The following is a 12,238-nucleotide window of genomic DNA, read 5'->3' as shown; positions in this document are numbered from 1 at the left end:
GGACGCGATAGTCTTCGCGCGCCAGCTTCACAGCTCACCCTCCCCGCTAACGACGCGCCCTCGGGCGCAGAACAACGGAGCACCCCCTCAATGAGACGAGCGAAAATCGTCGCCACCCTCGGCCCGGCAACGTCGTCGTACGAGACCATTCGTGCGATCATCGACGCCGGCGTGGACGTGGCCCGCATGAACCTCAGCCACGGCAGCTACGACGTGCACGAGGGCATCTACCGCCTCGTGCGGAAGGCCGCCGAGGACTCCGGTCGCGCCGTCGCGATCATGGTCGACCTGCAGGGCCCCAAGATCCGCCTCGGCAAGTTCGAGGGCGGTCCATACCCCCTCGCCGAGGGCGACGTCTTCACCATCACCACCGAGGACGTCGTCGGCACCAAGGAGCTCTCGGGCACCACGTTCAAGGGCCTGCCCCACGACGTGAACCCCGGCGACATGCTCCTGATCGACGACGGCAAGGTCGCGGTCCGCGTCACCGCCGTCGAGGGCCCCCGCGTCATCACCGAGTGCGTCGTCCCCGGCAACATCTCGAACAACAAGGGCATCAACCTGCCCGGCGTCGCGGTCAACGTGCCCGCGCTGTCGCAGAAGGACGAGGACGACCTCCGCTGGGCCATCCGCCTGGGCGCGGACATCATCGCGCTGTCCTTCGTGCGCAACGCCAGCGACATCGTGCGCGTGCACGAGATCATGGCGGAGGAGGGCCGCAAGGCTCCCGTCATCGCCAAGATCGAGAAGCCGCAGGCGGTCGACAACCTGCAGGAGATCATCGACGTCTTCGACGGCATCATGGTCGCCCGCGGCGACCTCGGCGTCGAGCTGCCCCTCGAGGCCGTGCCGATCGTGCAGAAGCACGCCGTCGAGCTCGCCCGCCGCTGGGCCAAGCCCGTCATCGTCGCGACCCAGATGCTCGAGTCGATGATCGAGAGCCCGCGCCCCACCCGCGCCGAGGCCTCCGACGTCGCGAACGCCATCCTCGACGGAGCCGACGCGGTCATGCTCTCCGGCGAGACCAGCGTCGGCGCCTGGCCGGTCGTCACCGTCCAGACCATGGCCCGCATCGTCGAGTCGACCGAGGAGCACGGGCTCGAGCGGATCCCCCCGCTCGGCAGCAAGCCGCGCACCCAGGGCGGCTCCGTCACCCTCGCCGCCGCCGAGGTCGCCGAGTTCGTCGAGGCCAAGTTCCTCTGCGTCTTCACCGAGTCCGGCGACTCCGTCCGCCGCATGACGCGCCTGCGCCACGGCATCCCGATCATCGGCTTCACCCCCGAGCCCTCGGTCCGCCGCCGCATGGCGCTCAACTGGGGCGTCCAGTCCTACGTCACGCCCCGCGTGAACCACACGGACGCCATGTTCGCCCAGGTCGACGCCGTCCTCCTCCGCGAGAACCTCGCGAAGGCCGGCGACACCGTCGTCGTCGTCTCCGGGTCGCCCCCCGGACGCGCCGGCACCACCAACGACATGCGCGTGCACGTCGTCGGCTCCTCCAGCTCCTCGGAGCCGGTGGAGAACTGGGACCACTGAGTTCCTGCAGAAGGGCCCGGTCGCTTGCGCGACCGGGCCCTTCTGCGACGGACTCCTCGTTCCTCGTCGTCCGTCGGCGGTCGGCTTCGCGACGGGTCGCGCTGGTGGGAGCCGGTCGCGTTCCGGGTACGACGATCCGCTGGCACGCGGATCGCCGGTGACCCTGCGGAGCGGCGGCCGGTCTGCAGGGGTGGCGACCCCTCCGGGGCGCCACGCTCCGGAGCGGGGGTGGGTGCTTCCGCTCCTGCTGGTCGAGCAGCCGCGCGTCCATGCTGGTCGAGTAGCCGCGCAGCGGCGTATCGAGACCCACGCCCGCCAGCGCGTCGGGTGCAAGGGCCGCGGCCCCTTCGGGGCGCGAGCCGCTCCAGACCACCCCGGCCGAGCATGCGCAGTGGCCCCACCAGAGGGCCGTGCCTTCCATGCTGGTCGAGTAGCCGCGTGGCGGCGTATCGAGACCCGGCGTCGGCAGCAGGGCGGGTCTGCAGACTCGTTCGGGCGCGGGTGGATCTCGATGCGCCCGCTCCGCGGGCTGCTCGAGCGGCATGCTCGCGCCCGACGATGCGGTGCGATCCTCGGGGGCGTCGCCGCCGGTCCGGGGGCGGCTGCGGGCCGCGCTAGCGTGGGGGCATGCGACTCGGCGTGCTCGACATCGGCTCCAACACGGTCCATCTGCTGCTCGTCGATGCGCACCCGGGGGCGCGTCCCGTGCCGTACCGGTCGCACAAGCGCAGCCTCGCGCTGGTCGCCCACCTCGACGCCGCCGGCGACATCACGGAGGAGGGGCAGCGCGAGCTGATCTCCTTCGTCGCCGAGGCGCACGAGGTCGCCCGCCGCCACCGCGCGGAGGACCTGCTCGCCTTCGCCACCTCCGCGATCCGCGAGGCCGGCAACGGCGCCGCGGTGCTCGAGCGCGTCCGCACCGAGACCGGCGTGCACCTCCAGGAGCTCGGCGGCGAGGCCGAGGCGTCCGCGACCTTCCTCGCCGTGCGCCGCTGGTTCGGCTGGGGCGCCGGCTCGATTCTCGACCTCGACATCGGCGGCGGCTCCTTCGAGCTGTCGATGGGCGTCGACGAGGTGCCCGAGCTCGCCGTCTCGGTGCCGCTCGGAGCCGGCCGCGTCACCCGCGACCTCCTCGACGGCGACCCCGCCTCCGCCACGAGCGTCAAGGCCGCCCGCCGGCACGCCCGCGAGGTGCTCGCCGAACCCGTCCGCGCCTTCCTCGCCCTCGGCACCCCCGACCTCGTGGCCGGCACCTCGAAGACCTTCCGCTCCCTGGCCCGGATCGCCGGCGCCGCTCCCAGCGCCGCGGGCCCGCTCGCCCGCCGCGAGCTGCACCTCGTCGACCTGCGGCTCTGGTCCTCCCGCCTCGCCGCGATCAGCGCGGCCGACCGCTCGGCGCTGCCCGGTGTCTCCACGCTCCGCGCCCCGCAGCTGCTGGCCGGCGCGCTCGTCGCCGAGGCGGCCATGGAGGCGCTGCACGTCGAGACGCTCGTGATCTGCCCGTGGGCGACCCGCGAAGGCCTGATCATCCGCCGCTTCGAGCTCCTCGACGCGCAGCTGCAGCGCGAGGAGCCTCAGCTGAGCGTGATGCTGTAGGAGAAGGCGCGCTGCTCGCCCGGGGCGAGCACGAACTGCCGCGGCTTGTCGACGATGTCGCCGTCCCAGCCCTCCGGCGTCGGCACGCTCCGCCACGGCTCGATGCAGACGAACGGCGCGCCGACCGGCTTCCAGACGCCGACGACGTCGAAGTCGCCGCTGTCGACCGCGATCGAGCGCGCGCCGTCGGCCTCGAGCGTCAGCGTGCGGCGGCGGGGCTCGTCGAAGATCAGCACGCCCCCCTCGAAGTGCGCGTCGTCCACCGTGAGCACGCCGTCCTCGAGCGGTGCCGGGTGGCGCTCGGCGACGAGCAGGTTCTCGGGAGCCCGGCGGAAGCCCTCCGGCTCGGGCTGCGCGAACCGGATCCGGTGCTCACCGGTCGCGCCGGGCAGCGGCAGCGCGAACGCCGGGTGGTTGCCGACCGAGGCGCCGAGCGGCTCCGTGCCGCGGTTCTCGACGGTCTGCGTGATCCGCAGCGTCGATCCGGTCACCGCGTAGGCGATCAGCAGCGACCAGTCGAAGGGGAACACCGCGCGGGTCGCGTCGTCGCTGCGCAGCCGGAAGACGGCCTCGTCGCCGCCGACGCCGGCCAGCTCGAAAACGCGGTCGCGCGCGAAGCCGTGCTGGCCCATCGGGTGGTCGCGGCCGTCGTGGTGAAGGGTGTCGCCCGGCAGCCGCCCGATGATCGGGAAGAGCACGGGAGCATGCCGGCGCCACTCGGGTCCGGCCTGCCAGAGGTACTCGCGGTTCTCGGTGTCGCGGAGGGACGTCATCTCGGCGCCCGCGGTCGTCAGCGCCACGCGCAGCTCGTCGCTGCCGATCGCGAGGACGGTGGGCTCGGGGGAGTCGTTGCTGCTCATCCTCCGATTCTGCCGCTGACCCGGGCCGGCGCGGTGACCGGCGCCGCACCGACCGCGGATCGGTGTCGGACCGGCGTGACAGCATGGGGCGATGCCTCCCGAGAAGTCCGCCGGCTCCTGGCGCGCCCGCGTGGGCGAGCTCAGCGGCGGCGACCCCGGAGAGCCGCCTCCGACCCTCACGCCGATCGGCCTGCAGTTCGAGCTGCGCCGCCTGGTCCGGCGCGCCGACGACCCGTGGCGCGCGCCGACGAGCGAGCGCGTCACCGCCGCGACCTACGACCCCGCCGAGCGCGACGACCACCGCCTCGCCACCCGCCCGGTCGTGCCCGGCCGCGGCGGCGCCTGGAACCGGACGACCCTCACCTGGAAGTCGCTGAACTTCCAGACCCACCGGCTCTCGCTGGATCCGGCGCACCAGCGCTGGTTCGCCGAGTTCGCCGCGCTGCACCGGGCCACCCGCACCGTGCACCTCGGCCAGGACCCGGACTGGATCCACCTCGACGACTACGAGAGCCCGCTGCTCTGGCGGCTGCTCGAGCAGGCGGAGGGCCTGCGCATCCCGCTGCTGACCACCGGCACGGGTGCTCTCGCGCGCTCCGCCTCCGCGCACGTCGCCCTGGTCGCCTCCGAGCTGGCGGGCGCCCTGGAGCTCACCCCCGTCCTCCGGCTCGACGCCGGCGAGCGCCCGCTCGAGGCCGCCAGGCCCATCGCCCGGCACGGCGTCTACCTGGTGGAGGCCGGCGACCCGACCGCGCTGCTGCTCGCCCCGACCCCGCAGCCGCTCGACGAGGAGGAGCTGCGGCTGCTCCGCCATCCCGAGCCGACGGGCATCCCGGCGGAGGACGTCGCCGAGTTCCTGGCGGAGCACCTGCCGACCCTGCGCGGCCGAGTCGCTGTGCGGGGCGCGGACGCCGGGATGGAGCTGGACGAGCCCGAGCCGCCCCGGCTGGTTTGCACCGTCTCGTTCGAGCCGCGCCGCGTCGTCCGCGTCGGCTTCCACTGGCGGCGCAGCGCCGACCGGGCGCGCGAGCTCGACGGTGCCGGCGACCACGCGCTCGAGGACTCGATCCTCCGCCGCGCCCGGACCGTCCTGGCGGCCGCGCAGTCGGACGTCGTCCCCGACGTCGACCGGCCCGCGGTCCTGCGCGGCGCGGCGGCGGCGGTCTTCGTCGTCGAGCAGCTGCCGCTCATGGAGGGCGTCGGCGGCGTGCGGATCGAGCGCGAGGGCAAGCAGCCCGACTACCGGCTGCTGAACGGACCGCTCACCCTCACGCTCACCGCGGCCGACACCGAGAGCGCCGACTGGTTCGATCTCGGCGTCGTGGTCACGATCGGCGACGCGAGCGTCCCCTTCGGCCCGCTGTTCCGCGCGCTCGCGAACGGCGGCGACCGGATCCGGCTCGTCGACCACTCCTACCTCTCGCTCGCCCATCCCGGCCTCGACCGGCTCCGCGAGCTGCTGCAGCGCGCCGACGAGCTCGAGGAGTGGGAGACCGGCCCGCGGATCGGCCGCCACCAGACCGCGCTCTGGGAGGAGCTGGACGAGCTCGCCGACGCGAGTACCCCCTCCGACGCCTGGAAGGTCGTGCTCGAGAACGCGCTGGCCGCGGGTGCGCCGGTCGACGTCGAGCCGCCGGCCGGCCTCACCGGCGAGCTGCGCTCGTACCAGCGCGAGGGCTACTCCTGGCTCGTGCACCGCCGCCGCCATGGGCTCGGCGGGATCCTCGCCGACGACATGGGGCTGGGCAAGACGCTGCAGACCCTCGCGATGATGCTGCAGGCGGTCGAGGAGGCGCGCGCCGCCGGAGTCCGCGCCGCGCCCTTCCTCGTGGTCGCGCCGACCTCGGTGCTGCCCGGCTGGCTCTCGGAGGCGGCCCGCTTCGCCCCGTCGCTCCGGGTCGCAGCGGTGACCAGCACCCGGGACGGGCGCGGCGACACCCTCGCCGCCCTGCCGGCCGACCTCGACGTCGTGGTCACCAGCTACGCGGTGCTCCGCCTGGCCGGCGAGCAGTGGGCCGAGCGGGAGTGGTCGGCGCTCGTCCTCGACGAGGCGCAGTTCGTGAAGAACCCGTCCTCGCAGGCGCACCGGGCCGCCCGCGGCGTCGGCGCGCCGATCACCCTCGCCCTCACGGGCACGCCGCTCGAGAACTCGCTCGACGAGCTGTGGGCCGTCCTCGCGCTGACCGCGCCCGGTCTCCTGCCGTCGCTCCGCCGCTTCCGCGAGGAGTTCACCCGCCCGATCCTGCACGCGGACGAGCCGGTCGGCATCGTCTCGCCGGACCTGTCGGCGGGGCGCACGGTCTCGCACTCCGAGGGTGCGCGGCGGCGCCTCGAGAGGCTGCGCCGCCGGATCCGCCCGTTCCTGCTGCGCCGGACGAAGGAGGCGGTGGCGCCCGAGCTGCCCGAGAAGCAGGAGCAGACCCTCGAGGTCACCCTCGCTCCGAGCCACCGCGTGCTCTACGACGGCTATCTGCAGCGCGAGCGGCGGAAGCTCCTCGGGCTCGTCGACGACCTCGACCGCCAGCGCTTCACCGTGTTCCGCTCCCTCACGCTGCTCCGGCTGCTCGCCCTCGACGCCTCGCTGGTCGATCCCGCGTACCGGCACGTGCCCTCGGCCAAGCTCGACGCGCTGATCGAGCAGCTCGACGACGTTCTGGCGGAGGGGCGCCGGGCGCTCGTCTTCAGCACCTTCACCTCGTACCTGGAGCGCGCGGCCGAGCGGCTGCGGCGGCGAGGGATCCCGTTCGTGCAGCTCGACGGCTCCACCCGCGACCGGGGTGCGGTGATCGACGAGTTCCGCTCCGGAGCCGCGCCGGTGTTCCTGATCAGCCTGAAGGCGGGCGGGACCGGGCTCACGTTGACCGAGGCCGACCACGTCTTCATCCTCGACCCCTGGTGGAACCCCGCCGCCGAGGCCCAGGCGGTGGACCGCGCGCACCGCATCGGCCAGGAGCGCCGGGTCAACGTCTACCGACTGGTCGCGAAGGACACGATCGAGGAGAAGATCGTCCGGCTGAAGGAGCGCAAGGCGCGCCTGAGCACCGCCGTCCTCGACGAGGGCGAGCTGTTCGCGCAGGCGCTCACCGCCGACGACCTGCGGGAGCTGCTGGGGGAGTGAGGCGGGCCCGGCACCCCCGGCGTGATCCGAGGACCTCGGACGAGCCCGGCGGCCCGGGAACCTCCTGCCCTGTAGCACCCCTGGCGGAGTGAGGGAAGAGACGGTCGCACCCAGGATCCGAGCGCAGACTCGATGGATGAGTCGACGCCGCCCCCGCCCCCGCCCCGACTGGGTCGCCGCCCTTGAGACGGGCGACGACGCGGGCCTCTTCGGCCCCGGCAGCGCCGTCTGGGCCGTCAACGGCGCGATGCCGACGATGGTCGCCGGCGTCCGCGCCCTGCTGATGCAGACGCTGCACGCGGGCGCGATGGCCGGCGTGCACGACCACTCCCGCTACCGCGAGGACCCGATGGGCCGCCTCGACAACACCGTGCGCTGGGTGCTCACCACCAGCTTCGGCGACACCGCCACCGCCTCCGGAGCCGCCCGCTGGGTGACCGGCGTGCACGAGCGGATCGTCGGCACCTACCAGGACGCGACCGACGTCGAGCGGCACTACTCGGCGCAGGATCCGCGGCTGCTGCTCTGGGTGCACGACGCCTTCACCGACGCGTTCCTCGGCGCGCACGAGCTTTGGGGCGGCCCGATCCCGGGCGGTGCCGACGCCTACGTCCGCGAGTGGGCCGCGTCGGGCCGCCTGCTCGGGGTGGAGAACCCGCCCGAGAGCGTCGCCGAGCTGCGCGAGCAGCTGGCCGGGTTCGCGGGGGAGCTGCGTCCCGACGAGCGCGTGCACGAGGCGGTCGAGTTCCTCCGGACGGTGAAGCTCCCCGGGGAGGCCGGGCTGATCTACCCGCTGCTCTTCGCCGGCGCCACCGCGTCGCTGTCGCCCGAGGTGCGCCGCCTCCTCGGCCTCCGCCGCCCGTGGTGGCCCGCGATCACCGCGACCCGCCTGCTGATGCGCTCCCTCGAGCTCTACCTCGGCACGGTGTCGCCCAGCGAGCGCGCGGCACGCACCCGCCTCGGCCGCCTCGCCGCGACCCGCACCGCTGCGAGCTGACCCGGGCTCGGACGCCGCCGTTCTGCCGCGGCCCATTCCGCGCACCTCCGGCTCGCGGAATCGCTCCCGGCACGCCGGAACCGCTCGTTCCCGTGTGCCGAACCCGCTTCTACGAGCCGGAGGTGGCGCGCGGAGCAGCCGACTGCCCGTTCGGCTCGCAGAATTACGTCCGGCACGTCGGATCGGCTCGTTCCCGCGTGCCGAAGCCGGTTTCGCGAGCCGGAGGTGGTGCGGGGAGTGGCCGCGTACCCGTTCGGCTCGCGGATTCACGTCTGGCACGTCGGATCGGTGCGTTCCCGCGTGCCGAAGGCGGTTTCGCGAGCCGGAGGTGGTGCGGGGAGTGGCCGCGTACCCGTTCGGCTCGCGGATTCACGTCCGGCACGTCGGAACTGCTCGTTCCCGCGTGCCCAACTCGGTCTCACGAGCCGGAGGTGGTGGGGGAGTAGCCGCGGGCAGGTTCGGCTCGTGGAATGGCGCTCGGCTCGCCGTACCTGCTGGTCTCCGCGTGCCGAGGCCGGTTCCGCGTGCCACAGGTGATGGCGCGAGCAGCCGCGCACGCCTCCGGCACGCTGAAACGCGTCGGGCACGACGGATCTACCGGATCCCGCGTGCCGAACCGCTTCTCGCGAGCCGGAGCCGACCGGCCCACCAGTCTCCGGGTTTTCCGAACACCTGTCCGGGAAGTGGTAGACTGCCGAAGATGTCTTCCGCTCGAGCCGCCTCTCCGCACGGAGTGGAGGCACCCGTCACCCCGGGGCCCGCGTCGGCCGATCCGCGCACGCGCCGCACCCGCCGCCGGGTCTTCGACGCAGTCGAGCGGCTCGTCATGCAGACCGACGGCGGCCGTGCCGAGGGCATCGCGGTCAGCGACATCGTCCGCGAGGCCGGTATCAGCCGCAGCTCGTTCTACTCGCACTTCGAGGACGCGGCGGCCGTCGCCTCCGCCCTCCTCCGCGAGGACCTCGTCGTCGCGGACGTCGCCGCTCCCGACCCCGCGGACGGCTCCGGCGCCCGCGCGCTCCGGCGCGGCTACGTCCGCCTCGTCGACCGGCTGGTCGACCGGCACGCCTTCCACGCCCGGCTCCGCGCCCGCGCCTCGGCCCGGGTCGCCTCGGACGACGCCGTCCTCGACACCGTGCTCGCCCTCCACCGCGAGGTGCTCGCTCGCGTCGACGCCCCCGCCGGCGTCGATCCCGAGCTGACGGCGACCTTCGCGGCCGGCGGCGTGCTCGCCGTGGTCGGCGCCTGGCTCGCGGGCGGACTCGACGGCACCGACGAGGAGCTCGTCGAGCAGCTCGTCGCGCTCCTCCCGCCCTGGCTGGCCGACGCGCCGCTGCGGGCCCCGGACTCCTCCTCCCTCCCACCACGCCCCACGACGAAAGGCACGACATGATGACATTCGAGGTCGGCGAGACCCTGGTCTACCCGCACCACGGAGCGGTGACGATCACCGGGCTCGAGAAGCGCTCGGTCAAGGGCGTCGAGAAGACGTTCATGACGATGAACGTGCACACCAGCGAGCTCACGATCACCCTGCCCGTCGAGAACGCCGAGCTCGTGGGGGTCCGCGAGATCATCGACGACGCCGGCGTGCAGGCCGTCTACGACGTGCTCCGCAGCGACGTGGCCGAGGAGGCCAGCAACTGGTCGCGCCGGTTCAAGGCCAACCAGGAGAAGATGGCGAGCGGCAGCGTCTACCGCGTCAGCGAGGTCGTCCGCGACCTCTGGCGCCGCGAGCAGGCCGGCGGAGTCTCGGCCGGCGAGAAGCGCATGCTGCTCAAGGCCCGCCAGATCCTGGTCTCGGAGCTCTCGCTCGCGCTGAAGGCCACCGACGAGGAGGCCTCCGCGAAGCTCGACGAGGTCCTCGCCTCGGCGATCTGATCCGCCCCGACGGCGCGTCCACCCTCCGGGGCGGGCGCGCCGTCGGCGTCTCCGGACCCCGGCTCGCCGCCGTCGTCAGCCGTCCTAGGCTGGTGGAGCCGGCCGGACGCGGTCGCGCGCAGGGGAGCGGACGGGAGCGCGGTCGATGACGGCATCGGACGAGGCGACGAGCGCCGCCGCCGCGCTGCAGGAGCTGCTCGCGCAGACCGTCGTCGAGCTCGAGCTCCGCGGTGTGCCCGATCAGGCCCTCGCCGAGCTCCGCCGGCCGCGCGCGATCCTCGGCTTCCGCCGCGCGCCCGTGATGGCCCCGGTCACCCGGGCCTGGCGACTCGGCGTCCTGCTGCTCGGGCACGACGGCGACGTCTTCGCGACCGGCTCGGTCACCCGCTCCGTCGCGCCGCTGCACGCCAACAACCAGTCGGAGTCGCAGGAGGCGCGCCGGGAGATCCGGAAGGCCGCCTTCGACGGACCCTTCCAGGAGGGCGAGATCGTCAACCACGGCTGGCGCCGCCTGGCGATCGACGCCGAGAGCCTCGCCGCCGGTCAGGAGCCGCTGTCGCTCCGCGGCGACCGGGTGGTGGTCCGCTGGGCACCCGGCCTCGGCGAGCAGGGCCTCATGCCGCTCGAGCGCTACCTCGCCGACCGGCTCGACCTGCTCGAGGGGGCGTAGGAGCCGACCGCTCCGGCCGACTCCGCCGCATCACTCCGCCGCGTCACTCCTCTTCGGCGACCGGGTGGAACCAGGGCGGGTAGACCGCGACGCGGGGAGAGGCTCCGCTGTTCTCGAACATCGCCTTGACCTTGTTCTTCATGGTGACCGACGGCACGCCGACGACGGCGATCTCCTCGATCGGGAAGCGGTCCGGCACGAGCGCCTCGGCGCTGCGCAGCGCGGGCTCGTCGACGAGGAGCCGCGCGAAGGTGCGCACGAGCGCGTCGCCCTCGGTGAAGCGGGTGAGCACGTGCGACGCGTCGCCGTCGCTCAGCACGGGCGCGGAGGACAGCGAGCCGACCAGGACGACGAACTGCGACGCGGTGGTGGTGTGCGCGCGGGGCGACCAGTGCGGGAGCACGCGGTCGCCGCGGAGGTCGGCCCAGAGCGCGGCGTCGGGGGAGAGGAAGAACGGCACGTAGCCCGCGACGCTGACCCCGTCCTTGACCTGGACGGCGCGGCGGTGCTCGCGGGTCGTCTCGGCGCTGACGTCGACCGCGGGGCGGCCCTCGAGGTTCTGGTCGGCCAGGACGGCGCCGGCGGCGACGATCGCCTCGAGGTTGTCGAGGTGGGTCACGTGGTAGATGCGCTGCGCGGTGATGTCCACCTGGGGGAGCGGCTTCTCGCGGGCGGTGCCGCGGGCGGCGGCGCGCGCGGTGGCCGCACGGGACGTCCCCGGCACGCGCACCGGTGCGCGCGTGCGCCCCTGCGGCTCGGGGAGCTTGGCGGGGGAGCAGACGTCGCAGAGGGCGATGTCGAGACCGTGGATGCATTCTTCGGGCACGCGTGTAATCCTTCTGCGCGCGGTCTCGGGATTCCGGCGCAAGGTCGACGTTACGCGACCGCGGCGACCCCGTGCCGTCCCGGCGGTGATCCGCGGACCTCCGACGTGCCCGGCCGCGCATCGCCTGGGAGCGGGAGAGGCGCCGCCGCCCGCCCGCGTAGCGTGGGCCGGATGAAGCGCACACCCCCCGCCGAGGGACAGGAATCCGTCTGGGACTACCCGCGACCGCCCAGGGTCGAGCCGACCGCCGAGCACGTCGTGGTCCGGCTCGGCGGCGTCGTCGTCGCCGACACCCGGGAGGCGTTCCGCGTCCTCGAGACCAGCCACCCGCCCGTCTACTACCTGCCGCGCAGCGCGTTCGCGGAGGGCGCGCTCGAGCCCGCCCCCGGTCGCAGCATCTGCGAGTTCAAGGGCGCGGCCTCCTACCTGACGATCCGCGGCGGCGGAGCGGTCGCCGAGGCGGCCGGCTGGATCTACCCGGAGCCGATGCCGGGCTTCGAGCAGCTCGTCGACACGGTCGCGCTCTACCCGGGGCGGATGGACTCCTGCACCGTCGACGGCGAGACCGTGCAGCCGCAGCCGGGTGACTTCTACGGCGGCTGGATCACCTCCCGCGTGGTCGGACCGTTCAAGGGCGCGCCCGGGACGATGTTCTGGTGACGCTCGGGCGTAACGCCGGGTAACGGCCGGACGCGCCGCCCTCCTCCTCTGCCACGGTGGTGCCCACTGCCGGAGGGCGGGCACGAGGGAGGCG

At 73.9% G+C, this 12,238-nt stretch carries 10 protein-coding genes; 8 read left to right on the top strand and 2 right to left on the bottom strand.

All coding sequences use genetic code 11. From position 1 onward, the window contains the following. Positions 1-90 precede the first annotated feature (90 nt). A complete protein-coding gene (gene pyk / locus EDF45_RS08725; RefSeq protein WP_123735816.1) occupies positions 91-1,536 on the top strand; it encodes a pyruvate kinase in 1,446 nt (481 codons plus the stop codon). A 627-nt stretch (positions 1,537-2,163) separates the two neighbouring features. Next, positions 2,164-3,132 carry a Ppx/GppA phosphatase family protein gene (locus tag EDF45_RS08720; RefSeq protein WP_123735815.1) on the top strand — a complete coding sequence of 323 codons (969 nt, stop codon included), beginning with the start codon at positions 2,164-2,166 and terminating at the stop codon, positions 3,130-3,132. On the opposite strand, the gene EDF45_RS08715 is transcribed toward EDF45_RS08720, so the two are convergent. Then, positions 3,111-3,992 carry an aldose 1-epimerase family protein gene (locus EDF45_RS08715; protein ID WP_123735814.1) on the bottom strand — a complete coding sequence of 294 codons (882 nt, stop codon included), beginning with the start codon at positions 3,990-3,992 and terminating at the stop codon, positions 3,111-3,113. The genes EDF45_RS08720 and EDF45_RS08715 overlap by 22 nt on opposite strands. 91 nt (positions 3,993-4,083) lie before the next feature. On the opposite strand from EDF45_RS08715, the gene EDF45_RS08710 reads away from it, so the two are divergent. The 5 genes from EDF45_RS08710 to EDF45_RS08690 all read left to right on the top strand — a co-directional run bounded on the left by EDF45_RS08710 (position 4,084) and on the right by EDF45_RS08690 (position 10,658). After that, positions 4,084-7,110: a DEAD/DEAH box helicase gene (locus tag EDF45_RS08710; RefSeq protein WP_123735813.1), complete on the top strand. Its 3,027-nt coding sequence runs from the start codon at positions 4,084-4,086 to the stop codon at positions 7,108-7,110. A 136-nt stretch (positions 7,111-7,246) separates the two neighbouring features. Beyond that, a complete protein-coding gene (locus EDF45_RS08705; protein ID WP_123735812.1) occupies positions 7,247-8,107 on the top strand; it encodes an oxygenase MpaB family protein in 861 nt (286 codons plus the stop codon). Between the two features lie 700 nt (positions 8,108-8,807). Beyond that, a complete protein-coding gene (locus EDF45_RS08700; protein WP_148060249.1) occupies positions 8,808-9,500 on the top strand; it encodes a TetR/AcrR family transcriptional regulator in 693 nt (230 codons plus the stop codon). After that, the gene (locus EDF45_RS08695; RefSeq protein ID WP_123446565.1) at positions 9,500-9,988 is read left to right on the top strand and encodes a CarD family transcriptional regulator; all 489 of its coding nucleotides are present in this window, start codon (positions 9,500-9,502) and stop codon (positions 9,986-9,988) included. The genes EDF45_RS08700 and EDF45_RS08695 overlap by 1 nt, the downstream gene beginning before the upstream one ends. A gap of 145 nt (positions 9,989-10,133) precedes the next feature. After that, positions 10,134-10,658, top strand: a complete 525-nt coding sequence (locus tag EDF45_RS08690) for a hypothetical protein (protein WP_123735810.1) — start codon at positions 10,134-10,136, stop codon at positions 10,656-10,658. Between the two features lie 43 nt (positions 10,659-10,701). On the opposite strand, the gene EDF45_RS08685 is transcribed toward EDF45_RS08690, so the two are convergent. Then, positions 10,702-11,484 (bottom strand): DarT ssDNA thymidine ADP-ribosyltransferase family protein, encoded by a 783-nt coding sequence (locus EDF45_RS08685; protein WP_159422559.1) that lies wholly within the window; start codon positions 11,482-11,484, stop codon positions 10,702-10,704. 171 nt (positions 11,485-11,655) lie between these two features. On the opposite strand from EDF45_RS08685, the gene EDF45_RS08680 reads away from it, so the two are divergent. Further along, complete coding sequence (locus EDF45_RS08680) at positions 11,656-12,144, top strand: DUF427 domain-containing protein (protein ID WP_123735808.1); 489 nt, start codon at positions 11,656-11,658, stop codon at positions 12,142-12,144. The last annotated feature ends 94 nt before the right edge of the window (positions 12,145-12,238 follow it).

Origin of the sequence: Rathayibacter sp. PhB186 (assembly GCF_003751825.1) — a bacterium.
Classification (GTDB): Bacteria; Actinomycetota; Actinomycetes; order Actinomycetales; family Microbacteriaceae; genus Rathayibacter; species Rathayibacter festucae.
The sequence above is the reverse complement of the archived record's forward strand: the minus strand, read 5'-3'. Positions and strand labels throughout refer to the sequence as shown.